Source organism: Mesorhizobium sp. P3_A9 (genome assembly GCF_056402975.1).
Genome location: NZ_JBFUGJ010000066.1, coordinates 1 through 22,517, shown reverse-complemented (window position 1 = coordinate 22,517; position 22,517 = coordinate 1). Strand labels below are relative to the sequence as shown.

The 22,517-nt window shown below is 63.4% G+C and carries 23 protein-coding genes; 12 read left to right on the top strand and 11 right to left on the bottom strand.

What is annotated here, in order from left to right:
- Together AC1DX0_RS12485 and AC1DX0_RS12480 are read right to left on the bottom strand one after the other, a co-directional pair.
- The coding region (locus tag AC1DX0_RS12485) for an RNA polymerase sigma factor (RefSeq protein ID WP_477355531.1) at nt 1-822 on the bottom strand (822 nt) is incomplete at its 3' end.
- On the bottom strand, nt 819-1,223 hold the full coding sequence (locus tag AC1DX0_RS12480; protein ID WP_477223542.1) for a YciI family protein: 405 nt from the start codon (nt 1,221-1,223) through the stop codon (nt 819-821). The genes AC1DX0_RS12480 and AC1DX0_RS12485, both read right to left, overlap by 4 nt.
- Nucleotides 1,224-1,421: 198 nt before the next feature.
- Between AC1DX0_RS12480 and AC1DX0_RS12475 the strand changes: the two genes are divergently transcribed.
- The 4 genes from AC1DX0_RS12475 to AC1DX0_RS12460 all read left to right on the top strand — a co-directional run bounded on the left by AC1DX0_RS12475 (nt 1,422) and on the right by AC1DX0_RS12460 (nt 7,293).
- Complete coding sequence (locus AC1DX0_RS12475) at nt 1,422-2,336, top strand: DMT family transporter (protein ID WP_477223541.1); 915 nt, start codon at nt 1,422-1,424, stop codon at nt 2,334-2,336.
- A gap of 368 nt (nt 2,337-2,704) precedes the next feature.
- Nucleotides 2,705-4,180, top strand: a complete 1,476-nt coding sequence (gene eglC / locus AC1DX0_RS12470; protein ID WP_477223540.1) for an endo-1,3-1,4-beta-glycanase EglC — start codon at nt 2,705-2,707, stop codon at nt 4,178-4,180.
- Between the two features lie 35 nt (nt 4,181-4,215).
- Nucleotides 4,216-5,970: a type I secretion system permease/ATPase gene (locus AC1DX0_RS12465; protein ID WP_477223539.1), complete on the top strand. Its 1,755-nt coding sequence runs from the start codon at nt 4,216-4,218 to the stop codon at nt 5,968-5,970.
- Nucleotides 5,971-5,973: 3 nt separating this feature from the next.
- Nucleotides 5,974-7,293, top strand: a complete 1,320-nt coding sequence (locus AC1DX0_RS12460; protein WP_477223538.1) for an HlyD family type I secretion periplasmic adaptor subunit — start codon at nt 5,974-5,976, stop codon at nt 7,291-7,293.
- 18 nt (nt 7,294-7,311) lie between these two features.
- On the opposite strand, the gene AC1DX0_RS12455 is transcribed toward AC1DX0_RS12460, so the two are convergent.
- Both AC1DX0_RS12455 and AC1DX0_RS12450 read right to left on the bottom strand, forming a co-directional pair.
- A complete protein-coding gene (locus AC1DX0_RS12455; protein WP_477355528.1) occupies nt 7,312-8,622 on the bottom strand; it encodes a hemolysin family protein in 1,311 nt (436 codons plus the stop codon).
- A 177-nt stretch (nt 8,623-8,799) separates the two neighbouring features.
- On the bottom strand, nt 8,800-9,714 hold the full coding sequence (locus AC1DX0_RS12450; RefSeq protein WP_477223536.1) for a LysR family transcriptional regulator: 915 nt from the start codon (nt 9,712-9,714) through the stop codon (nt 8,800-8,802).
- 126 nt (nt 9,715-9,840) lie between these two features.
- Here AC1DX0_RS12450 and AC1DX0_RS12445 point away from each other — a divergent pair, with 126 nt between their 5' ends.
- Entirely contained in the window at nt 9,841-10,863 is a 1,023-nt protein-coding gene (locus tag AC1DX0_RS12445; RefSeq protein WP_477223535.1) for a zinc-dependent alcohol dehydrogenase family protein, read from the top strand.
- 15 nt (nt 10,864-10,878) lie between these two features.
- Here the strand turns inward: AC1DX0_RS12445 and AC1DX0_RS12440 are convergent, their stop codons facing one another.
- Nucleotides 10,879-11,586 carry an LssY C-terminal domain-containing protein gene (locus tag AC1DX0_RS12440; protein ID WP_477355525.1) on the bottom strand — a complete coding sequence of 236 codons (708 nt, stop codon included), beginning with the start codon at nt 11,584-11,586 and terminating at the stop codon, nt 10,879-10,881.
- Nucleotides 11,587-11,696: 110 nt separating this feature from the next.
- On the opposite strand from AC1DX0_RS12440, the gene AC1DX0_RS12435 reads away from it, so the two are divergent.
- Nucleotides 11,697-12,407 (top strand): gamma-glutamylcyclotransferase, encoded by a 711-nt coding sequence (locus tag AC1DX0_RS12435; protein ID WP_477355522.1) that lies wholly within the window; start codon nt 11,697-11,699, stop codon nt 12,405-12,407.
- Between the two features lie 7 nt (nt 12,408-12,414).
- Here the strand turns inward: AC1DX0_RS12435 and AC1DX0_RS12430 are convergent, their stop codons facing one another.
- The 3 genes from AC1DX0_RS12430 to AC1DX0_RS12420 form a co-directional block, all read right to left on the bottom strand.
- Nucleotides 12,415-13,218 (bottom strand): extensin-like domain-containing protein, encoded by an 804-nt coding sequence (locus tag AC1DX0_RS12430; protein WP_477355520.1) that lies wholly within the window; start codon nt 13,216-13,218, stop codon nt 12,415-12,417.
- Between the two features lie 114 nt (nt 13,219-13,332).
- Nucleotides 13,333-14,448, bottom strand: coding sequence for an extensin-like domain-containing protein (locus AC1DX0_RS12425; RefSeq protein WP_477355534.1), 1,116 nt, complete (start codon nt 14,446-14,448; stop codon nt 13,333-13,335).
- A 186-nt stretch (nt 14,449-14,634) separates the two neighbouring features.
- Nucleotides 14,635-15,060: a DUF3775 domain-containing protein gene (locus AC1DX0_RS12420; RefSeq protein WP_027058602.1), complete on the bottom strand. Its 426-nt coding sequence runs from the start codon at nt 15,058-15,060 to the stop codon at nt 14,635-14,637.
- Between the two features lie 143 nt (nt 15,061-15,203).
- On the opposite strand from AC1DX0_RS12420, the gene AC1DX0_RS12415 reads away from it, so the two are divergent.
- Both AC1DX0_RS12415 and greA read left to right on the top strand, forming a co-directional pair.
- The gene (locus AC1DX0_RS12415; protein ID WP_477223530.1) at nt 15,204-15,740 is read left to right on the top strand and encodes a tetratricopeptide repeat protein; all 537 of its coding nucleotides are present in this window, start codon (nt 15,204-15,206) and stop codon (nt 15,738-15,740) included.
- A 253-nt stretch (nt 15,741-15,993) separates the two neighbouring features.
- Entirely contained in the window at nt 15,994-16,467 is a 474-nt protein-coding gene (greA, locus tag AC1DX0_RS12410; RefSeq protein ID WP_477223529.1) for a transcription elongation factor GreA, read from the top strand.
- Nucleotides 16,468-16,604: 137 nt separating this feature from the next.
- On the opposite strand, the gene waaC is transcribed toward greA, so the two are convergent.
- Genes waaC through rfaD form a run of 3 tightly spaced genes read right to left on the bottom strand, consistent with a single transcriptional unit; the run spans nt 16,605 to nt 19,506 of the window.
- Complete coding sequence (gene waaC, locus AC1DX0_RS12405) at nt 16,605-17,579, bottom strand: lipopolysaccharide heptosyltransferase I (protein WP_477223528.1); 975 nt, start codon at nt 17,577-17,579, stop codon at nt 16,605-16,607.
- The gene (gene waaF, locus AC1DX0_RS12400; RefSeq protein WP_477223527.1) at nt 17,576-18,583 is read right to left on the bottom strand and encodes a lipopolysaccharide heptosyltransferase II; all 1,008 of its coding nucleotides are present in this window, start codon (nt 18,581-18,583) and stop codon (nt 17,576-17,578) included. Before waaF ends, waaC begins: the two co-directional genes overlap by 4 nt.
- Nucleotides 18,556-19,506, bottom strand: coding sequence for an ADP-glyceromanno-heptose 6-epimerase (gene rfaD / locus AC1DX0_RS12395; protein ID WP_477223526.1), 951 nt, complete (start codon nt 19,504-19,506; stop codon nt 18,556-18,558). The genes waaF and rfaD overlap by 28 nt, the downstream gene beginning before the upstream one ends.
- Here rfaD and AC1DX0_RS12390 point away from each other — a divergent pair.
- The 4 genes from AC1DX0_RS12390 to rfaE1 form a co-directional block, all read left to right on the top strand.
- Entirely contained in the window at nt 19,435-19,887 is a 453-nt protein-coding gene (locus AC1DX0_RS12390; protein ID WP_477355516.1) for a type II toxin-antitoxin system Phd/YefM family antitoxin, read from the top strand. The two genes, rfaD and AC1DX0_RS12390, sit on opposite strands and share 72 nt — an antisense overlap.
- The gene (locus AC1DX0_RS12385; protein ID WP_477223524.1) at nt 19,880-20,293 is read left to right on the top strand and encodes a hypothetical protein; all 414 of its coding nucleotides are present in this window, start codon (nt 19,880-19,882) and stop codon (nt 20,291-20,293) included. Before AC1DX0_RS12390 ends, AC1DX0_RS12385 begins: the two co-directional genes overlap by 8 nt.
- Before the next feature lie 34 nt (nt 20,294-20,327).
- A complete protein-coding gene (locus tag AC1DX0_RS12380; protein WP_477223523.1) occupies nt 20,328-20,960 on the top strand; it encodes a LysE family translocator in 633 nt (210 codons plus the stop codon).
- 132 nt (nt 20,961-21,092) lie between these two features.
- Nucleotides 21,093-22,517 (top strand): D-glycero-beta-D-manno-heptose-7-phosphate kinase (gene rfaE1, locus AC1DX0_RS12375; protein ID WP_477355513.1); only part of this gene is annotated, 1,425 nt, incomplete at its 3' end.

Sequence of the window (22,517 nt, the reverse complement as noted above, 5' to 3'; positions counted from 1 at the left end):
GATGAGCGACCAGTTCCAGCGGCCGCGGTCCTGGTCGAGCAGCAGGATCGGTTCGCCCGCTTTGCCGGTGCGGGCGGGAAAGCGCGAGGCGTTGAGTTCCATCAGCGACACCAGTCCCTGCACCTCGGGCTCATCAGGCATCAGCGCGGCCAGCGAACGGCCGAGGCGCAGCGCTTCGCCGCACAGATCGGCGCGCAGCCAATCCGGTCCCGTGGTTGCCACATAGCCCTCGTTGAAGGTGAGATAGACCACCTCCAGCACGGCGGCGAGGCGTTCGCGACGCTCCTCGCCGCGCGGCGTCTCGAACGGGATGGCGGCATCGCGAAGCGTCCGCTTGGCGCGCACGATGCGCTGGGCGACCGTGGCTTCGGGCACCAGGAAGGCGCGGGCGATCTCCGGCGTCGACAGCCCGCCGAGCAGCCGCAAGGCGAGTGCGGTACGCTGCTCGGCCGGCAGTATGGGATGGCACGCGGTGAAGATCAGCCGCAAAAGGTCATCGTCGATATCCTCGTCGAGTGCTGCCTCGATGCCGGGCATCTCGCGCTCCAGCTCGGCGAGGTCGATGGCGAGTTCGCGATGCTTGCCGTCGATCATGGTGGTGCGGCGCAGCCGGTCGAGCGCCCGGTTTCTGGCGACCTCGGTCAACCAGGCGGCCGGGTTGCGCGGGATGCCGTCCCGGGGCCAGCGCTCCAGCGCCAGCAGGAAGGCATCTTGCGCGATCTCCTCGGCCAGCCCGATATCCCTGAGATAGCGGACGAGCCTGGCGGTGAGCTTCGGCTGCTCGATCCGCCAGACCGCTTCGATGGTGGCGTTGGCCGTCAACCCTTCAACTCGCCAAAACCTTCAGCCGCCTTCTGGACGTCCTCGGGGAAATCGCTCATCTCAAAGACGCGTCGAACCTCGATCAGGTCATTCTCCCCGGCAGGGCAGCGGCGGGCCCATTCGATGGCTTCTTCACGCGAGCGCACGTCGATGACCCAATAGCCGCCAAGCACTTCCTTGACCTCCGCGAAYGGCCCGTCGGTGGCGACGGGCTTGCCGCCCTTGAAGCTGACCCGCGCTCCCTCGGACGGCGGATGCAGCCCGTCGAGCGCCAGCAGCACGCCGGCCTTCTTGAGCTCTTCATTGTATCGCATCATCCCTTCCACCGCCTCGGCGCCGGGCCTGACATCGGGCGCCGCCTCTGCGTAGCCGCCGGGGATCATCAGCATCATGAACCGCATGGTCGTTCTCCTTGGTTGGGTTGGTTCGATGATAAGACGAACGGGCAATGGCGGAATCGACACGAGTGGCAAAAAAGTTCAAATTCGCGGTCGCGCCAAAGACCGAGAGTGTTGGACCGCCATATGGGCGAGGCTGCCATCTGGCCCTGCCAGTTTGCCCTGATATGTCAGGCTGCAATTCCTCACTCGAGCAAATCCGTGAAATCATCCAGCCAGGCCGGCGCAATCTCCCCCACGATCCCGGTGCTCGTCTGCGTGTTCGGCATCTTCCTGCTGTCCGGCATGGATGCGGCGATGAAGGTGCTGGTCATCGCGGTCGGCGTCTACAACACAGTGCTGTGGCGCAGCATGCTGGCGACCGTGGTCGCCGGCGCGGGCTGGCTGGCAGGGCCGCGCTCGCTTCCAACGCCCTCGGTGCTGAGGCTGCATGTGCTGCGCGCGGTGGTCGTCAGCTTTGTCCTGCTGTGCTTCTTCTGGGGGCTTGCGAGGCTGCCGCTGGCGGAGGCGATCGGGCTCAGTTTTGTGGCGCCGCTGTTTGCACTCCTGCTGGCCGTGCTGCTGCTCGGCGAAAGGATTCAACGCAAGGCGATCTGGGCCTCGCTCGCCGGCATTGCCGGCGTTGTCATCATCGTGGCCGGCCAGTTCGGCCACACAAGCTACGCCGGGGATGCCCTGCTCGGCACTGCGGCGGTGCTCGCATCGACGATTTTCTATGCCTACAATCTGATCCTCGCCCGGCAACAGGCGCTGTTGGCCAAGCCAGTCGAGATCATGCTGTTCCAGAACCTTGGCGTTGCGGTCACCCTCGGCCTTGCCGCACCTTGGCTCGCCATTGCCTTGCCCAGCAATCTCTGGCTCCCGCTCGCAGGCGTAACGGCGCTGTCGCTCGCCGGCCAGTTCCTGATGAGCTGGGCCTATGCGCGCGCCGAAGCGCAATATCTGATCCCGACCGAATACTCGGCCTTTATCTGGGCGATCGCGCTCGGCTGGTTCTTCTTCGACGAAGCGGTGACCTGGACCACGCTGGCGGGAGCGGGCCTTATCGTTGCCAGCTGCCTGATCGCCGCGCGCTCGAATCCCAGACTTGCCGAGCCGATCGAAGCCACGGTTTGATCAGGCCGAAACAAACGCTCGATTGTTAGACCAGCGCACCGCCTCGCGATGACCGCCGGTCCTGCGGGTGTCGATCAGCTGGTCTATCCGCCGCCATAGAGGTCGGCCACATGGCAGCGCCATCCCCGGCGCGTCGACGCATCAATTTTTATTAAATATTCCTCTGGTGGAATTACTGTCCATAGACCATTCGTCGGGTTGTTATGCTTCCAACTCGGAAAATACCACTGAGTGGTCGATGTAATGGTGAACTCTATGGCAAGCTCCTGGAGCCGCAAAGTGCATGGCAATTTTGATTCGGATGCGGCCGCCTGAAACCCGTATCGAACGATACAAGCAGGCCAGACATTACGAGGACGATTTATCCGATGAGCTTCTTCGTCAATGCCCTGGGCGTTCCTCTTCCCTATAGCGGCGCTTCCAACCATTGGTACTCAGCGGCAGGGGCCGGACCGGACCTGTACGGCAGCTCCGGAAACGACTCCTTCTACGGAGCATCCGGCGTCACCATGCATGGTGGCGCAGGCGATGACATCTACTACCTCTATGCGGCGAGCAACAAGGTGGCCGAGGCCGCCGGGGCAGGCATCGACACGATCAGCACATGGATGAGCTACAAGCTCCCCGACAATGTCGAGAACCTCGTCGTCACAAACGCCAATAACTATGCTTTCGGCAACGGGTTGGACAACATCATCACCGCCCAGGCCGGGCACCAGACGCTGGACGGCGGCGCGGGAAATGATGTGCTGATCGACGGCGGCGGCGGTTATGACACTTTCATCGTCTCGAAAGGCAATGGAAGCGATCTGATAGCGAATTTTGCCGCCACTGATACCGTCCGCCTGAATGGCTATGGGTTCACCTCGTTCGACGCCATCCACTCAAACATGATCCAGGCGGGATCGAACGTGCTGTTGAACCTCGGATCCGGCGAGATCCTCGAGTTCAAGGACACGACCATCGACAAGCTGCAGCCCGGCCAGTTCGAATTGCCGATCGACAAGTCCGCAATGAGCCTGTCCTTCAGCGACGATTTCAACACGCTGAACCTTCACAACAGCCAGGGCGGCACGTGGGATAGCAACTTCTCGTGGGGAGCGCCGAACGGCAGCACCTTGACCAGCAACAACGAGCTGCAATGGTATATCGACGCCAATTACGCACCGACGAGTTCGGTCCACCCGTTCAGCGTGGACAACGGCGTGCTCACCATCACCGCGGCGCAGGCGCCGGCGGACATCAAGCCGCTGATCAACAATTATGAATACACCTCAGGCATCCTGACGACCCACGACACCTTCTCGCAGACCTATGGCTATTTCGAAATGCGGGCCGACCTGCCAGAGCACGCCGGCGCCTGGCCGGCCTTCTGGCTGCTTCCGGAAGACGGTTCGTGGCCGCCGGAGCTCGATGTCGTGGAGACAATCGGCCAAGCCCCCAACTCGTTGATCATGACGGCGCACTCGAATGAGACCGGAACGCACACCAAGGTCACATCGACGGTGAGTGTCTCCGACCCCGCCGGTTTCCACACCTATGGCCTGCTCTGGACGCCGGACAAGCTCGTCTGGACCTATGACGGTGTGCAGGTCGCAGAAGCGGCGACGCCGTCCGACATGAACAAGCCCATGTACATGCTGGTCGATCTCGCGGTCGGCGGCCTGGCCGGCACCCCTCCGGATCATTTGGCCACGCCGGCCGAGATGAAGATCGACTACGTCCGCGCCTATACGCTGGACAGTGCTCCGGCAAACGCCCTGAACATCGCCAGCAGCAGCACCACGCACAGTATCGCCAGCAGCACACTGCATGGCGGTTCCGAATACGGGGGCCACGCGTAAGGTCTCGGGATCATGCAGCGTCGGGGAATGCGGAAATGACTGGACCGTCCGGCCTGCGTCCGGTCTTCATGCGCGCCATCGCCGATGTCGGCATCTTCTCGCTGTTGATCAACATCCTGCTGTTGGTGATCCCGCTCTATCTGCTGCAGGTCTATGACCGCGTGCTACCGTCCTCCAGCGTCGAGACGCTCGTCTATCTTTCGGCCATTGCGGTTCTCGCGCTCGCGGTTCTCGGGCTGCTGGATGCGATCCGCGCCGTTTACACGCAGCGCGTCGCGGCGACCCTCGACCGGAAGCTGGGTGCCGACACATTCGCCGTTTCGCTTGGCGCAAAATATGCCGGCGGCCTGTCGCCGCTGCGCGACCTCGCCTCGGTCTGCGCCTTCATCAGGTCGCGCGGCGTGGCGGTGTTGTTCGATCTGCCCTTCGCCCCTGTCTTTCTCGCCCTGCTGTATCTGATCCATCCGGTGCTGTTTTGGGTGACGGTCGCCGGCGCGGCGCTTCTGCTTCTCCTTGTCGTGGCCAACCAGCTTGCCATCGGCAGGAACGACGCCTTGTCCGCGGAGCGTTCGGCTTTGGCCAGCCAGGCAGAACAGGCCTTTGCCCGCAATGCGGAGACGCTGCGCGCCATGGGCATGGTGGAGAACGCCGCGCAGGTCTGGGGACGGCATGTAGCGGCAGCGCTCACCTTCCATGACCGTTCCTCGAGTGCCAATGCGATCTTCAGCGGTGCCTCGCGGGCGCTGCGCATGATGCTGCAACTGGCGATCCTCGGCGCCGGCGCATGGTTGGTGCTCGAAGGGCAGATGACGGCAGGCATGATCTTCGCCTCCTCGCTGGTGTCGTCGCGCGCGCTGCAGCCGCTCGACCAGTTGATCGGCGCCTGGCGGCAGATCGCCGATGCCCGCAGAGCGTGGAGCCGGCTGGAGACGGCGCTTGCGGCGCGTCCGGCTGAAGCGCGAAAACTGATCCTGCCCGATCCGACCGGCGCGATTTCCATGCAGGACGTTTTCTTCATGGCGCCGAATGCGCAGCCCGGCACCGAACCCATCCTCAAGCGACTGAACTTCCAGATTGGCGCCGGCGAAGCGTTGGCCATCGTTGGCCCAAGCGGCGCCGGCAAATCGACGCTGGCGCGGTTGCTTGTGGGCGCTGCCCGGCCGACCGGCGGCGCGGTCAGGATCGACGGCGCCGACCTCAGGACCTGGGACGAAAGCCAACTCGGAAAGCATATCGGCTACCTCGCGCAGGAGGTGGAACTGTTCCCAGGATCGATCGCGCAGAACGTCGCCCGCTTCGACCCCCATGCAGATGACGCCTCGATCATCGAGGCAGCAAGCCGGGCCGCGGCGCATGACCTGATCCTGGCGCAGCGGGACGGCTACCAGACATTGATAGGTCCGTTGGACAGAAATTTGTCGGGCGGCGAGCGCCAGAGGATCGGGCTGGCGCGCGCCTTCTACGGCGCTCCCAGGATTCTCGTCCTGGATGAGCCCAACGCCCATCTCGATGGCGCGGGCGAAGCAGCGCTCGAAGCGGTGCTTTCCGCCGCGAAAGCGGCCGGCGTCACGATCATCGTCATCACCCACCGCCCTTCGATTGCTGCCTCCTGTGACCGCGTGATGCTTTTGCGCGGCGGCGTGATCGAAGCCTTCGGCCCCAGTGGCGAGGTGTTGCGGCAGTCTGGGGCCAGCACGGGCGCCGGCAACGGCATTCCCCGGCAGAATCCGGTGGTGACAGGGTCGTTTGCCGCGACGCTTCGCACGCACAACACCCGCTTCGGATCATAGACCATGGCAGTCCAGAGCCTCGCCCGGGAAGTCAGTCCGCGCACCGACATAAGGCGTGTGGCATCCGCCGGATACGCGGCAATAGCGCTATTGCTAGCTTGCTTTGGCTATTGGTCCGTCAGCGCGCCCTTGTCGGGAGCGGTGATCACGCAAGGGACGATCTCGGCGACCGGCGGAAACATCCTGATCCAGCATCCCGAGGGCGGCATCATCCAGGAATTGCTGGTCCATGAAGGCGATCGCGTGGAGCAGGCCCAGGATCTGATCGTGCTGGATCCAACAGCCGCGCGCGCAAAGCTCAACCGATTGACGAGACAGTCGGTCGCGCTCAGGGCGGGCGCGGCGCGGCTGGAGGCGGAACGCGACGGATTGGATCGGCTGGCGCCAATCACCGAAGCGGCGCCAGCACCGTTCCAGCACGATTTCGAGACGCTGGTTCGAGAACAGCAGAAGGAATTCGACGCCAGGCTCGCCCGATTTCGATCGGAACAATCGATCCTCGTCCAACGGGTCGCCATGCATCGACAGTCGGTCGTGGGATTGCAGGCCCAGAAACAGGCCATTCAGCAACAGGTGGAACTGGTGAAGAAGGAGCTCGGCATCAAGACCAGCCTGCTGGACAGGGGCCTCACCAATCGTACCGAATACTCCCAGCTTTTGCGCAGCGAAGCGGATCTCGTCGGGCAGGCCGGGGCGCTGGAGGCCAATCTTGCAACGGCCAACACCCAGATCGTCGAGGCCCAAGGGCAGACCGAGCACCTGACAACACAGCGTGTGGAGGAGGCACTGACCAAGTTGGACGAGGTTCGCGCCAACCTGGCCGACATCGAGGAACAGATCAGGGCGGCGGAGGCGGTGCTGCGGCGAACGACGATCAAGGCGCCGGCGGCGGGCATAGTCGTCTCGTCGACCTACAATTCCAAAGGCAGCGTGATTGCCCCCGGCGAAAAGATCATGGAGATCCTGCCTACATCACCTGACCTGATCGTCGATGCAAGGCTGCGGCCAAAAGACATCGATCAGGTCCGTGTCGGCCAGCCGGCGAAACTGCGATTGTCCGCCTTGAACATGCGGCTCACCCCAGAGGTTTCAGCCACCGTGACACAAATTTCCGCGGACCGGCTCATCGACCAGGTCACGCACGAGCCCTATTTCCGCGCCAGATTGAAGATTGCCGCCGCGTTGCCCTCCGGCGTGAGGCCCGAGCAGCTTTATCCGGGAACGCCTGTCGAGGCGTTCATCAACACTGGCAACCGGACATTCTTCGAGTATCTGGCACGGCCGATGCTCGATTCCTTCGCTCGCGCCTTCACGGAGCGGTAGATATTGGGGATCGAACGATCAGCGCACCGCTTCGCGTTGGCTACCGGGCAGGCGGGTGGCGATCAGCTTGTCGATGCGGCGGCCATCGAGGTCGACCACCTCGAAGCGCCAGCCTTGCGCGTCGACGCATTCGCCGGTCGCCGGCAGATGGTGCATGTGCGACAGCACATAGCCGGCGACGGTCTCGTAGTCGCGGTTTTCGGGCAGGTCGATGCCCAGGATCTCGGCCATCTCGTCGGCCTGCATATAGCCGGCGAGCAGCCATGAGCCGTCCTCGCGCTTGACTGCGTTTTCCTCGTCGCCGGCATCGAGGTCGGCGCGGAACACGCCGGTGATGGCTTCGAGAATGTCGGCCGGCGTGACGATACCTTCGAAATGGCCGTATTCGTCATGCACCAGCGCCATCGGCACGTCGGATTCCTTGAGCTTGTGCAGCACGTCGAGCGCGTCGGCCTGGTCGTAGACGATGGGGGCTGCGCGCACATGCTTGCGCGGGTCGAGCGTGCGGCCGGCAAGGATCGCGGCCAGCACGTCGCGCGTCTGGACGACGCCGACCATGACGTCGACGCCGCCGTCGCCGGCCGGCAGGCGCGAATGTTGGGTTTCCATCAGGAGCTTGCGGATCGTGGTGTCGTCGGACTGCAGATTGATCCAGTCGACCTCGGTGCGCGGCGTCATCACCGCGCGCACSGCGCGGTCGCCRAGCCGCATGACGCCGGCGATCATGCGCCGCTCGTCGGATTCGATGGTGCCRTGATGCTCGGCCTCGGCGACCAGCATCTTGATCTCCTCGTCGGTGACCTTCTCCTCGCTTTCGCCRCGCTGGCCAAGCAGCCACAATATGGCGCGGCCGGARATGTCGAGCAGGAACACCAGCGGGGCCGAGATGTTGGCGAGGATGGTCATGGCCGGAGCGGCCCRGGCGGCAACGCGCTCCGGGTCGCGCAGCGCGATCTGCTTGGGCACCAGTTCGCCGACGATCAGCGAGAAATAGGTGATGATGGCAACGACAATGCCGACGCCGAGCGGGTCGGCGACGCTTTCGCGCATGCCCATCGAGGCCAGATACACCGACAGCCGGTCACCCAGCGTGGCGCCGGAGAAGGCGCCGGAGAGCACGCCGACCAGGGTGATGCCGATCTGCACAGAGGACAGGAACTTGCCGGGATTCGAACCAAGATCCAGCGCACGGCCGGCGCCATTGACGCCGCGGTCGATCATCGCCTTGAGCCGTGCCGGGCGTGATGAAACGATAGCGAGTTCGGACATCGCCAGAAGGCCGTTCACACAGATGAGGACGACCACGATAGCAATTTCAACGTATAGCATGAGGGCTCAATAGCATTGCGGTGGGCCGCTCGAAAATAGTGAAAGCGCATCGCGCGTAAACGGATTAAGCGCGCCGCGCTTTCAGTCTTTAGTTTTGATGCATGTCATTGTCCCAAAACCGGGACCACTTTTGTGTGACATGCATTGGCCATTTTTAGAAAATGACAGTCGCGTCATTCAGGCGTTGTCCCAGGCTGGCGCCGAAAAGTGTTCGACAAGAGCGTCGACGACAACCCGCACCTTTGGCGTGAGCGTGCGTGTCACCGGCCAGACGGCATGCACGACAATGTTTTCCACGAGACAGTCGGATAGGACCATTTCGAGGTCGCCATGCCTGAGGCTTTCGGCTGCCAGCCATGTCGGCAGGAAGGCGATGCCGCAACCGGCAAGGGCGGCGTCGAGCATCGGTTCGCCATGGCCGAGAACCAGACGCGCCTTGGGGACAAAGGTCGTCAGATGGCCGTCGCCATGCCTGATCACCCAGGGGCGGACAACACCCTCGCGGCCGTAACCGATGACGCTGTGATGGGTGAGATCCTCAACCGATTGCGGCGAGCCGTGTTCCCTGAGATAGGCGGGGGCGGCACAGATGGCCGAGCGTTGGGCATAGATGCGTCTGGCCGCGAGCGACAGGCTGTCGTCCAGTTCGCCCATGCGGATGGCGAGGTCGATGCCTTCCTCGATCAGGTCGACGCGGCGGTCGTTGAAGGAGATTTCGACCGTCAGCTCGGGGAAGTTCCTCGAAATCTCGAACAGAACGGGGGCGACGCAGCGGCGACCAAAGGCGAGCGGTACATCGATGCGCAGCCGGCCGGACGGGATCTGCCGGCGCGCGGCGAGCAATGACTGCGCCGCCTCGATCTCGGCCAGCGCCCTGACGCAGGCCTCATAGTAGCTCATGCCTTCGCTGGTCGTACTGAGGCTGCGGGTGGTGCGGTTGAGCAGGCGAACGCCAAGCCGCAGCTCCAATTGCGCGATCGACTTGCCGATCGCCGACTTCGTCACATGCAGCCGTTCGCCGGCGCCGGTGAAGCTGCCAGCCTCCACGGCCTGGACGAATGCGACGATGCCTTGCAGGTCCGTCGATTCCATGATGATTCCAATTGGCGAATTCTAGTCCTCAATCAGTCATCCAATATGCCGCATGGGAGCCCTATTTTCTATAGTCGAAAAGCATAAATGTCTCGCGTGGCCATCAATCAAAGGAGCGCGAAGGACATGAGCACCCAAATCAACAGATCCTGGCAGATGAGCGGTTTCGGCCTGTCCAGGGTGAACCAGGTGACCGGCAAGATTCCCGAACCCGGCCCGCACGAGCTTCTGGTGCGCACGAAAGCCGTGTCGCTGAATTACAAGGACAAGATGGTCGTTGAGGGCACGCTGATCCCCGACCTCGCCTTTCCCTTCGTGCCGACATCGGATGCGGTGGGTGAGGTGGTGGCTGTCGGCGGCGCGGTCAGCCGCTTCCAGGTCGGGCAGCGCGTGCTTGGCCAGGTGATCGCCGATTGGCCGGATGGCGACGCCCCGCCGGTGCTGCACAAGCATACGCTTGGTTCCTCGCTGTCGGGCATGCTCTCCGATCATGTTGTCTTCGGCGAGGATGCCGCGGTGCTGGCGCCGCCATCGCTCAGCGATGTCGAGGCGGCGACGCTGCCGATCGCGGCGCTGACGGCCTGGTTCGCGATGGCCGAGGCGACAAGGCCGGTGGCGGGCCAGACCATTCTCATCCAGGGCACTGGCGGCGTGTCGCTGTTTGCGCTGCAGTTCGCCAGGGCATTCGGCCTGCGCGCCATCGTCACCTCGAGCAGCGACGAGAAGCTTGAGCGGGCAAGAAAGCTCGGCGCCTGGCAAGGGATCAATTATCTCACGCAGCCGGCATGGGACGAGGCCGCGCGTAAGCTGACCGATGGGCTGGGCGTCAACCACATTCTGGAAATGGTCGGCGGCGACAATGCGCGGCAATCGCTGAATGCGCTGGCCGCCGATGGCCGGCTGTCGATCATCGGTCTTCTGGGTTCGATGGAACTCAGTTTCCCGATAATGCCCTTCATGCGCAACCGCATCACCGTGCAGGGCCTGTCGATCGGCCATCGCCGGTCCTTCGAGCGAATGAACCAGGCGATCGAGGCGCTCGGCATCAAGCCGGTCATCGACAGGGTCTTCGGCTTTGACGAGGTGCCGCAGGCCTTGCAGCATCTGGAGAAAGGGCCGTTCGGCAAGATCGTGATCCGCACGACCTGATGCTTGCTGTTTAGATCACTGCAACTGCTTCAGCACGCCGATGATCGCCTTGCCGTCGGTGAAATAGGGGTCGCCGCCGCCATTGCGGCCGGTTTTGGTGGCGCCGATGCCGCCCATATCGCTGGTCGATGCCAGCAGGCCGGCTGCACTGAGGTCGCCGATCAGGAAGTCGCGTTCGGCATCGATGTCGGGACCGATGTGATGGGTGATCGCGCCGGTGTCGTGGCTCAGCCCAACGCCGCGATCGAAACTGGCGGAGCCCAGCCAGAGCGGGCGACCGTCGTCACCGATCGTATCCGTCTGCCAGAAACGGACGTGGTGGCGCCGGTCGGCACTGTCGCCGACCGGCTTCTCGAAAGCGAGATCCTGGGCGCGGCCCTCGAACAGCAGGCGGCTCATCGGCGCATCGGGATAGGGGCGGGAAAACAGGACGCTCTCGCCGATATCGATGGCGGTTCTCAAGGTGATGGCATCGGCGGTGTCCCAGCCGGCGACGGCGAAGGCATGGACCACTTCCTTTTCCGTACCGACAAGGCCGACATTGATCGGRTCGCCSGGAATGCCTTGCGGCGTGTGCGTCACCATTTCGAAGCGCTGGTCGCGAAAGCCACGCTCCCGGAACGTCCAGAATTCCGGCGCSGCGASATAGGCMAGCGCGAACCAGGCACCCAGCAAGGACGCCAGCCAGATTGTCGCGCGTCGCCGAAGGCTTCGTTGGCTCATGAAGGAGGCTCGGTTCGTGCGGTATCTGTTGCCTGACGGCCCCGGGAAATCAATGGCCAGCGATGCAGAGCCGGTTTATCGTCAGCTATCGTTTTTGTGTGGGGGCAGGAATGAAGCGGAAGCCGGYAGGCCGCAGATCGATGGCGCTGACCGCCGACCTTGTCGCGAGGGTCGAACGTATCGAACCTGATCCCGGCCCCGAGCCTGGAACAACCGAACATACCGACGCGGAGTTCGACGGCCTTGTCGAGCAACTCTTGTCGCAATACCGGCCTGAGGCGCTGTGGGTGTTTGCCTACGGCTCGCTGATCTGGAATCCCGAATTCGTTCCTGTCGAGCAGCGCCCGGCCACGGCGCCAGGATGGCATCGCTCATTCTGCCTGAAACTGACACGCTGGCGCGGAACGCGCCAATTGCCGGCCCTGATGTTGGCGCTCGATCGCGGCGGCAGCTGCAACGGCATCGTTTACCGTCTGCCCGCAGAAGACCATTTTGGGCAACTCGGCCAGCTGATGCGCCGCGAGATCGATGCCAACCCGCCAACCAACGTGCCTTGCTGGATCAAGGTCAAGACCAACGAGGGTCCGCTGCGCGCCCTGGCTTTCGTCGCCGCGCCGGACGGCAGGGCCTATGCCGGACGGTTGCCGTTGGAGCAGGTTGCGGACATGCTGGCGCGAGCCGCGGGACACTGGGGCTCTTCGGCGCAGTATCTGTTCCGGACCGTCAGCAAGCTGGAGGAAAGCGGTATCCGCGACAAGAATCTCTGGCGCATCCAGGACCTGGTGGCTCGGCAAATCATCGCATCCACCGGTGACGCCTGATCTTTTCCTACCGGCAGGCGCGATAACCGTTCTTGCGGTTCTTGATGTCGAAGTGGAAATGGTTGCGGTGGTCGTAATTGTAGCCGGGGCCGAGCACGGTGGTGAAATACTGGCAGCCGTCGGCGCGAACATTGTTGAGGAAGCCGCGCGTGCGGAAGGCAAACAGGCCRGGCTTGCGCACGTCGATGTCGTCGCCATTGTTGAGYTCGATGCYCATSACGTCSAGCGCATTGCCCTTGCCRTGCTCSGACARRACACCTTCGCCGGCGATGTTTCGGCAGGAATAGCTGGAGCCCTGGTGGATGGTCYTGACGCCGGAGAARTAGCGCCAGCGSGCGGASGGAACSARYTCRTTCTTCGTCCAGSCGGCGAAGGTGGCGGCCATGTCGCAGGTCAGSGTSGCGGCGGGCTTCATCTGGATGCTGCCGATGGCCGTGACYTTTACGGGAAAATCGATGCCGCACTGGCCTTCATGGATCGGCGCCAGGTCGGTGTAGGCGACATCGAGGCGCTTCAGCTCKCGGCGGCAATCGGTTTCGCTGGCCGGTATCTGCTCGACCGGCGACATCGGCTCRTCCATGCGCGGATAGGCGGCCTGCGTCATGTAGGGATTGGACGGGACAAGTTTCTGCATGCCCGTATATTGCGGTACGGCCGATGTTTGCGCGCCGACATCGACAGCTGGCTGCAACGACAGCACGCTGCCGGTGTTGCAAGCCGAAACCGCAGCCAGCGCAAGGCCGGCAGCCACTATGGCTACGGGTTTTGATCGGCGCGCAACCCTCGCGGCGGCGCGGAATGTTCCGGCCATCGGCGGAATCCCTATTCCCAGATATCCGGCATTTTAACGATCAAGGGTAAAGGAAAGCTCAGCGTCCGCGTTCACGCCTGCGGCGGAAATGCGGCATGCGGATTTACGGCGTGCTCACTGGCAAAACGTGCCGCCATGTTTGCGCGGCTCGAGATCGAGGTGGAAATGCAAGGCGTGATCGGCGTCGGCACCCGGTCCAAGCACGGTCTTGAACGGACCGCAGGCGGCCTTGCGTACGGCGTTGAGGAATTTGGCGTCCTTCTCCGGCGGGGTAGGGCCGATCTCGATCTTCTTTCCGTCGGAGAGTGTGAAGCTGCCGATGTCGAGCGCGTTGCCGAAGGCGTGCTCCGACAGTTTCCTGGTGCCGTGGCGCGGCCGGCAGACAAAAGCCGAGGCCTGGCTGATGGACTTCAACTCGGTGCCGAATTCCGCCTTGGCGGCTGGCTGGATGACATCGGCGGTGAAGCGGGCGGCCGCCTCGGCCATTGAGCAATTGAGCTCGGTGGCAGGACCGATGGCGACCGACTTGTTGAGCGTCTTGATGACGATCGGATAGGGGATCGAGCAGCCGATTTCGGGATTGCTTTCCGCCTTGTGCTCCTCGAATTCGACGCCGAGCGCCTTCAGCCGCTCGCGGCAAGCGACTTCCTCGGCGGGCATCTTGTCGGCAGGCCGGTCGGCCGAGCGCGGATCTGGCAGCATCTTCTTGTCGCCGGCATCCGCCGGCTTTGGCGGTGGCTGTGGGGCAACGGCCGGCGGCTGGGCCTCAGGTTCCTCAATGTCGGGCTTTGGCGTCGGGGTCGGTACGTCGGCTGGCGGTTCCGGCTCGCTTTCCGTATCGGCTGGCGGCTCTGGAGCCGACGGTTCGGGCCGCGCCTGCTTTTTCTGACGCGACTTTTCTTCATTGAACTGGTCGGACGTTGTGTCTGTCTTGGGGCCGTCTGTCTTGGGGCCGTCTGTTTTGGGACCGTCGGTCCTGGGAACGTCGGTCTTCTGTTCTTCCGTCTTTGCGGCGGCTGCGGGACGCGGTTCAGGCACCGGAGCATCGGCAGGTGATGGCAGCGGTGGGGATGATGCTGGAGGCGGTGGCGTTAGCGACGATGGCGGGGGATTTTGCGTTTTCTGCGGAGCCGGTTTCGGCGTGGACTGCTGCTCCACTCGCGATTTCGCCTTATGGCGGCCACGCGGCTTCAACGGCTGGTCGACCCGCGGTGTCAACGGCTGCTCCACCCTCGGTGTCAGTGGCCTGTGATGCTTGTGACGATGTCTGGCATCGGCAGGCGTCACCAGCAAAGCGGTGACGGCCATAGCCAGTGCAATCCAATATATTCGGGAAAAGACAGACGACCCCATCGCCGTCAACGGCGCGCGCGCCCGGAGGTTGCCTTCAGCCCATCACGAACGGTAACCACGCCGTTACGCGCCGATCGCTTCAAGGCCTTCCTCCAGCCAATCGGCAAGCAGCGGCATGCCAAGCAGATATTTGGCCGTGCGCTTGTTGGCGCGTTCTCGCGCCGCGGCCAGCGCATCCGCCCACTCGGACGCATCGTAGTCGCCGCGGCCGACCCATGCCAGTGCCACCAGTTCGGCGGCTTCATCGACATTGAGGTCGTTGATCAGCTCGCGCAGTTCTTCCTCTGTCAGGTTTTCAGAGCTCTCCTCGGCGAGGCCGTCATGGTGGTGGTTGACATGGGACTCGCCGTCGAGTTCGACCTCGTGCTCGGCGCCGTCGGCATAATCCTCGTTGACGGCGGCACTCAGCGCCTTGGCCTTGAGGATGAACAGGCGCACGGTGTCGGGGCCGATCGTAAGGTCCCAGTCCTTTTCAAGCCGCCGCTGCACGGGCCGTCTCCGTCAGTCGTTTGCCGGATGATAGCGGATTTGCGGCATCCGTCACCTGATGTTCTCCGCAAGTACTTTTTTCCGGGATGAAATGCGGGGCGCTTGGCGTTAGTGTTGCATTCTCACCCCTCAAGGAGGCTTCGATGCATAAAAGAATGCTGATCCAGGCGGCGACTGCCCTTGTCGCGCTGCAGTTCTTCGCCGTCCCGGTGTACGCGGCGGGCAGTGGCGGTGGCAGCGATGAAACCGTCACCCAGTGCAAAAAGGGGCAAGTCTGGGACAAGAAGAAGAAAAAGTGCGTCAATCCCCAGGAAGGCATGCTGGACGACGACAGCATCTATGATGCCGGTCATGCGCTGGCGATGGCTGGCCGCTATGACGAGGCGATCGCAGTGCTGAGCCTCGCCGCCAACAAGCAGGATCCGCGCATCCTCAACTATCTCGGCTATTCGCACCGCCATTCCGGCCGGGTCACCGTCGGCCTCGGCTATTACGAGGAAGCGCTGCGCATCGATCCGAACTACACGCTGGTGCGCGAATATCTCGGCGAGGCGCATCTGCAGATCGGCGATCTGGCCGGCGCCCAGCAGCAGCTGATGGAAATCGAGAAGCGCACCGGCAAGGGATCGCGCGAATACGGCATGCTGTCCGAGCAGATCGACCATTTCATGCGGAGCTGATCAGGCCCAAGGGCTTTCCGAAGCGGCCGCGAGCGATCGCGGCCGCTTTTTGCTGCCCCTGTCTCGYTGAAAGCGGGGATGATTTTTGCAAAACCGATTTTTGGGCGTGAAAAACCCGGAAAGATTGCTATATCTTGGGAAATTGCGGTGAAACGGTTCCGTTAGCCCGAGGCTGCCGGACCGTTTTCTTTTTGTACCCATCGACAAGGCTTTCCCCGAAACGCGGGGGTGGCGGCAGGAAAGGTCAGGCATCATGAACAAGGTCCCGATGACAGGCGAGGGGTTCGCGTCATTGAAGGAAGAGCTGCGTTGGCGCCAGCAGGAAGAGCGGCCGCGCATCATCGAGGCGATCTCCGAGGCGCGCTCGCATGGCGACCTGTCCGAAAATGCCGAATATCATGCCGCTAAAGAGGCGCAGAGCCTCAATGAGGGCCGCGTCAACGAACTCGAGGACTACATCGCCCGGGCCGAGGTGATCGACGTCACCAAGCTCAGCGGCGACAAGGTCAAGTTCGGCGCCACCGTGGTGTTGGTCGACGAGGACACCGAGGAAAAGAAGACCTACCAGATCGTCGGCGACCAGGAAGCGGACGTGAAGTCCGGCCGCATCTCGATCTCGTCGCCGATCGCACGCGCGCTGATCGGCAAGGCAGTCGGCGACGCCATCGAGGTCAATGCGCCCGGCGGTGCCAGGGGGTACGAGATCGTCAAGTTGCAGTTTATCTAGGACCTTTGATAATTCTACTCTGGCGGCCGACTAGCGCGGTTTTCTGCGCTTCCGGTGCTCACGTACTTTAAAGTACGCTCCGCTCCGGTTCTCGAAAACCACCCTATTCGACTCGCCAGAGCGAATTCTGAAAGGTCCTAGGCCGGCGTTTGCAATTTAAGATCAAGCAGCCTTTCAGCCTCCGCCACCACCTCAGCCGGTGTCACACGCGCACCTGCCGTGGCCAGCAGCGTTGATGCATAGGGCCCACGGGGACCCGTCAAACCCGGCTCGGTCGCCAAAAATACAGCAACCGTCGGCAGGCCGAAGGCGCTGGCGAGATGGGTCAGGCCGGTGTCGGCGCCGATCACCAGGGGCGAGCGGCCGAGGATGGCGGCGATGTCTGCCAGTGGCGATTTCGGCACCACGACCGTGGACGGCACGGCCTTGGCGATTGCCTCCGCCACGGTCTTCTCACGCTCGTTCGACCAGGTGGTAACCGGCGTCATGCCGCGCTCGACCAGCAGGCGGGCGGTTCCGATCCAGTTTTCGACCGGCCATTTCTTGTCCTCGCGGCTGGTGCCGTGCAGCAGGAAGGCGGTTTTTCCGGTGATGCCGGCGAGACCGCCGGGTGGCGGCACAATGCCTGAAGCGAGCGTCGACAGATCGGGCTGGTAGCCAAGCGCCAGTCCGAACAGCCGGCGTGTCCGCTCGATGGCGTGCAGGTCGCGCGGCACGCCGTAGGTGACGTCGTAGAACAGCGTCGCCGAGGGTTCGCGCGCGCTCGACCGGTCGAAGCCGGCAATAGGGGCGCCCGCCTGCCGCGCCACCAGCGCCGATTTCAGCAGGCCCTGTGCATCGATGACAAGGTCGTAACGGCATTCGCGCAAGGTGCGGCGTAGCGCGGCCGCCTCGCGCCAGGTGCCGCCACTGAACAGCGCCTTGCGCCAGCGCCGGATGGCGACCGTGTGGACCCTGCCGATCGCCGGATGCAATGCGACAATGCCGGCGAACGCCTCTTCGACGCACCAGTCGAAGGACACGTCCGGCCGGTTCAGGCTGGCATCCTCGACGGCCGGAAAGGTGTGGATGACATCGCCCATCGACGATGTCTTGACTATGAGGACCTTCATGCCGCGGCCGGGAGTTCCAGCAGCCGGTCCGCCGCCGCTGTGACCTGTCCGACTTCCAATGTCTTCAGGCAGTTGAGATGGCCGAGCGGGCAGACCTTTTGGTGGCAGGGCGAACAGGACAGGCCGAGCCAGACCAGCTCGCGCCGTTCCGCCAGCGGCGGCGTGTTCTCAGGCGAGGTCGACCCGTAGACGGCGACGATCGGCGTGCCGACACCTGCCGCCACATGCATCAGCCCGCTGTCGTTGGAGACCGCCAGGCGCGCCGCCGCGATCAGGTCGATGGCGTCCTCCAGCCGCGTCTGACCGGCGAGGTCGACGACGCCCGGGGCAAGGCTTGCTATCTCCGCCGTCACGTCGCGGTCGTTCTTCGAACCGAACAGCGCGACTTTCAAACCCTTACCCATGAACTCGCGGGCAAGGCCGGCATAGCTTTCGCTCGACCAGCGCTTGGCAGGGCCGAATTCGGCGCCGGGCATCAGGGCCGCGAATTTCTGCGGCGCCAGCCCGAAACGGTCGAGCAAAGCGGTCTGGTTGCCGGCATCCACGGTCAGATGAGGCGCGCGAAAACTGCCGCCCTTGGCGAGGCTGAAATAGGCCTGCGCGGTGCGCCGTTTCACGGCATCCGGCAGTGGTACGATGTCGGTCAAAAGGCCATAGCGCATCTCGCGCAGATGGCCGAAACGGCGCGGAATGCGGGCAAAGAACGGGATCAATGCCGATTTCCAGCTGCCCGGCAGGATATAGGCCATGTCATAGCGACCACGCAGCAGGCGGCCGAAGCGGCGGCGATGGGTGAATTCGAGCGCGCCGGGCTTGAGCGGAAAGTCGATCTGCTGGCGGATCTCGGGCATGCGCTTGACCAGCGGTGCCGCCCAGGCCGGCGCCAGCACGTCGATCGCGGCGTTGGGATAGAGCTCCTTCAGCGCCGAAAACAGGCACTGCGCCATCACCATGTCGCCCACCCAGCGTGGGCCGATCACGAGGATCGTTGGGCTTTCAGCCATTCGACATAGTCTCTGACACCGGTTTCCACTGTCCGGAACTGGCCGTTGTAACCGGCCGCATGCAAACGGGACATATCAGCTTGCGTGAAGCTCTGGTAGCTGCCCTTGAGGTGGTCGGGAAAGGCGATGAACTCGATCTCGCCCTTGCCCAGCGTATCGATGACCGTTTCGGCGATGGCGCGGAAAGGCTGGGCGCGGCCGGTGCCGCAATTGAATATGCCGCTCGAGCCGCGCTTCCACAGCCACAGATTGACGTCGGCGACATCGCCGACATGAATGAAGTCGCGGCTTTGTTCTCCCGGGCCGAAGCCATCGTAAGCGCCGAACAATTTCGGGTTTTCGCCGCGCTCGACCTGGTTGAACAGATGGAAGGCGACCGAGGCCATGGCGCCCTTGTGGGCCTCGCGCGGGCCATAGACGTTGAAATAGCGCAGGCCCGCGACCTGAGAATGATCGGTGTCGAAGACGGTGCGCCTGACATAGTCGTCGAACAGTTTCTTCGAATAGGCGTAGACATTGAGTGGCCGCTCCAGCGCCGGCTCCTCGCGAAACTCCGAACCGCCGCCATAGACGGAGGCCGAAGAGGCGTAGAGGAAGGGCACGCGCAGCGCCTGGCAGGCATGCAGCAGCCGCTTCGAATACGCAAAATTCACCTCCATCATGAACTTGCCGTTCCATTCGGTGGTGGTCGAGCAGGCGCCCTGGTGGAAGACGGCCTCGATGCGGCCAAGCGAGCCGGCCTCGATGCGAGACAGAAAATCGCCCTTGTCGAGATAGTCTGATATGCTGAGATCGGCGAGATTGGCGATCTTGTGGCCGTCGGTGAGGTCGTCGACGACGAGGATGTCGTCATGGCCTTCGGCATTGAGCGCGGCGACGATGTTCGAGCCGATCATGCCGGCGCCGCCCGTGACGATGATCATGAAGGCCTCTGGTTGCTTGCGATTCCGGTCCTTATAAGGGAGGCTGGCGAGGCTGTCGATAAAGCAGGCGCTGTCGCTGTCCGCCACGTCGTGCGCTTGTCCTTTTTGTCTGTTTTGTCTAATATGGACAAAACGGAGTGCCCGATGAAACACTATCCATCCACCGATCTGAAGCAGAATCTGGGCGATGTGCTAGCGGCTGCTAGCCAGCAACCGGTCTCCATCACCCGTCACAACAAGCCGAGATACGTCCTGATGAGCATCGAGGCTTACGAGGCTCGCTTCGTCAATGACAGCCGCCGCGCTTACGCGGCGGAGGACGCTCCATCCGAACATGTCGAGATGCTTGAAGATTACGCTGCCGAGTTGGATCGTGATTAAACCCAATGCCGCCGACGTCTGGCGATATCCATATCTGTGGTATCGCCAACATGGAGGCGGCGAGACCGAAGGTCGTAAGACACGACCTGTCGCCTTCGTGGCTGTCCTTCCGGGGAAAGCCGGCGGCACGAACCTCTTCATCCTTGCAATCACCTCTACGCCGCCGGGCCGCGATCGCGTTGCTGTTGGCGTTCCAGAAATAGAACGCCGCCGCGCCGGGCTTGACCCTATCCCCCTTTGGGTCATAGTCGACGAATACAATCACGATATCCTGGAATCCTCAGCCTATTTCGAACCAGGTGCGCGCATTGGCGCATTCAGTCCGTCATTCCACAAAAAAGTCATGTCGGCTTTCATCGCGGTTGTCCGCACAGGCCAATCCAAAGCTATCCCACGGGCTGACTGAACGGCCTGCAGGGCAGGATCACAAGGGACAAAAAATGCCGTCGACCGAAATGCTCATCGCGTTTTTCGCCACCACGGCGATCTTCGCCTACATTCCCGGTCCGGCCATGCTCTATGCTGCGGCGCAGACGATGGCGCGCGGGCGCTGGTCGGGACTGACGGCGGCACTTGGCATCCATCTCGGCGGCTACGTGCATGTCTTTGCCGCCGCCGCCGGCCTGTCGGTGCTGTTCCATGCCGTGCCGCCGCTCTACATGGCGGTCAAGCTGGTCGGCGCGCTCTATCTGATCTGGCTCGGCGTTGCGTTGTTTCGCAAGCGCGTCGAGGGCGATGTGGCGTTGCCGGTCCTCGAGCGCAAATCGGCGCGCCGCGCGTTTTTCGAGAGCATCACCGTCGAGGTGCTCAATCCCAAGACGGCGATCTTCTTCATGGCCTTCCTGCCGCAGTTCATCGACGCCTCGGCCGCGCTTCCGGTCTGGCTGCAATTCGTCGTGCTCGGCACCATCGTCAATTTGATGTTCTCCTCGGCCGACATCGTCTGCGTCTTCCTCGCTGGCCTGGTGATCGGGCGGCTGCGGCGTTCGAGCCGGGCGCAGCGGCTGATGCAGCGGGCCGGCGGCGCGGTGCTGGTCGGGCTTGGCGTTCACGTTGCCCTGCAGAAGAGCTGACGCTTCGAACAGTGGCTTCCTGACGTTGCGCTGGGTGGATTTGCGGTATATCGGCAGGCATGAACGACCCGGCCCGTAAATTGACAATTTTCAGCACGACAGAGATCAGCCTTTCCACACATTGCCAGTGACATGATCAAGCACAATCCGCCTTCGCCCGAACCCTTGCACCGCGCCATTGCGCGCTTTGGCGGCGTCACCGTGCTGGTGGTCGGCGACCTCATCCTCGACCGTTTCGTCAACGGCGTCATCGAGCGGATTTCGCCGGAGGCGCCCATCCCGGTGCTGCACGGGCGCGGCGAAAGCTCGGCAATGGGCGGCGCCGGCAATGTCGTGGCCAACATCATCTCGCTCGGCGCGCGTGCCATTCCGGTCTCGGTGATCGGCACCGACACCGCCGGCGACAGCCTGGTGCGGATGCTTGGCGAGCTTGGCGCCGAGACAGTGGGGCTGTCGCAGCAACGCGGCCGCATGACCTCGTCGAAGAGCMGSTTCAGCGCSCTCAACCAGCARGTGCTGCGTTTCGATGAGGAAGAGATCAAGCCGCTGGACGAGGCGGAGCGGGCGGGGCTGATCCGGCATTTCCGCGCTGCACTCGCGCAAGCCGACATCGTCATCCTGTCCGAYTACGGCAAGGGCATMYTGCTCGACGGCGTYGCYGSYGASCTGATCKCSATCTGCCGCGAGGCGGGCAAGCCGGTGCTGGTCGACCCGAAGGGCCGCGACTATGCGCGCTATACCGGCGCGACCGCCATCACCCCCAACCGCAAGGAGCTTGGCGAGGCTGTCGGCCATGCGGTGTTCGCCGATGACGAGATCATCGCGGCCGCGCGGGAGTTGATATCGGCTCACGGCTTCGACTTCGTCGTCGCCACCCGCAGCGAAAAGGGCATGAGCGTCGTCGGTCCGGATGAGGCGCGCCACATCGCCACCCAGGCGCGCGAAGTGTTCGACGTCTCGGGCGCCGGCGACACGGTGATCGCGACGTTTGCGCTGGCACTCGCATCGGGTGCCGATCCGGCCGCGGCGGCCTCGATCGCCAATGCCGCCGGCGGCGTCGTGGTCGGCAAGCGCGGCACCGCGCGGCTGACGGTCGAGGAACTCACCGGCGCGCTGTTCCGCTCGCACGGACCGACCGCCCACAAGGATGCCATCCTCGATGCTGCGTCGGCCGCGCGCATGGTCACGGCGTGGAAGGAAGAGGGCCTCAGCGTCGGCTTCACCAATGGCTGCTTCGATATCCTGCATGCCGGCCATGTCAGCCTGCTGCACGCGGCGCGCAGCCAGTGCGACCGGCTGGTGCTCGGCCTCAACAGCGATGCCTCGGTGCGGCGGCTGAAAGGGCCGGGTCGGCCGGTCAACGACCAGCATGACCGCGCCTGCGTGCTCGCGGCCTTGGCTTCGGTCGATGCCGTCGTTGTCTTCGAGGAAGATACGCCGCTGGCGCTGATCGAGGCGCTTCTGCCCGACATCCTGGTCAAGGGCGCGGATTATACGATCGACACCGTGGTCGGCGCCGATGTCGTGCAGAAAGCCGGCGGGCGCGTCGTGCTGGTC

Bases quoted from the DNA above. Each gene is read 5' to 3' on its own strand.
- eglC (WP_477223540.1), top strand. From the start codon at position 2,705: ATGAGCTTCTTCGTCAATGCCCTGGGCGTTCCTCTTCCCTATAGCGGC.
- AC1DX0_RS12465 (WP_477223539.1), top strand. From the start codon at position 4,216: ATGACTGGACCGTCCGGCCTGCGTCCGGTCTTCATGCGCGCCATCGCC.
- AC1DX0_RS12460 (WP_477223538.1), top strand. From the start codon at position 5,974: ATGGCAGTCCAGAGCCTCGCCCGGGAAGTCAGTCCGCGCACCGACATA.
- AC1DX0_RS12450 (WP_477223536.1), bottom strand. From the start codon at position 9,714: ATGGAATCGACGGACCTGCAAGGCATCGTCGCATTCGTCCAGGCCGTG.
- AC1DX0_RS12445 (WP_477223535.1), top strand. From the start codon at position 9,841: ATGAGCACCCAAATCAACAGATCCTGGCAGATGAGCGGTTTCGGCCTG.
- AC1DX0_RS12415 (WP_477223530.1), top strand. From the start codon at position 15,204: ATGCATAAAAGAATGCTGATCCAGGCGGCGACTGCCCTTGTCGCGCTG.
- greA (WP_477223529.1), top strand. From the start codon at position 15,994: ATGAACAAGGTCCCGATGACAGGCGAGGGGTTCGCGTCATTGAAGGAA.
- waaC (WP_477223528.1), bottom strand. From the start codon at position 17,579: ATGAAGGTCCTCATAGTCAAGACATCGTCGATGGGCGATGTCATCCAC.
- waaF (WP_477223527.1), bottom strand. From the start codon at position 18,583: ATGGCTGAAAGCCCAACGATCCTCGTGATCGGCCCACGCTGGGTGGGC.
- AC1DX0_RS12390 (WP_477355516.1), top strand. From the start codon at position 19,435: ATGGCCTTCGGCATTGAGCGCGGCGACGATGTTCGAGCCGATCATGCC.
- rfaD (WP_477223526.1), bottom strand. From the start codon at position 19,506: ATGATCATCGTCACGGGCGGCGCCGGCATGATCGGCTCGAACATCGTC.
- AC1DX0_RS12380 (WP_477223523.1), top strand. From the start codon at position 20,328: ATGCCGTCGACCGAAATGCTCATCGCGTTTTTCGCCACCACGGCGATC.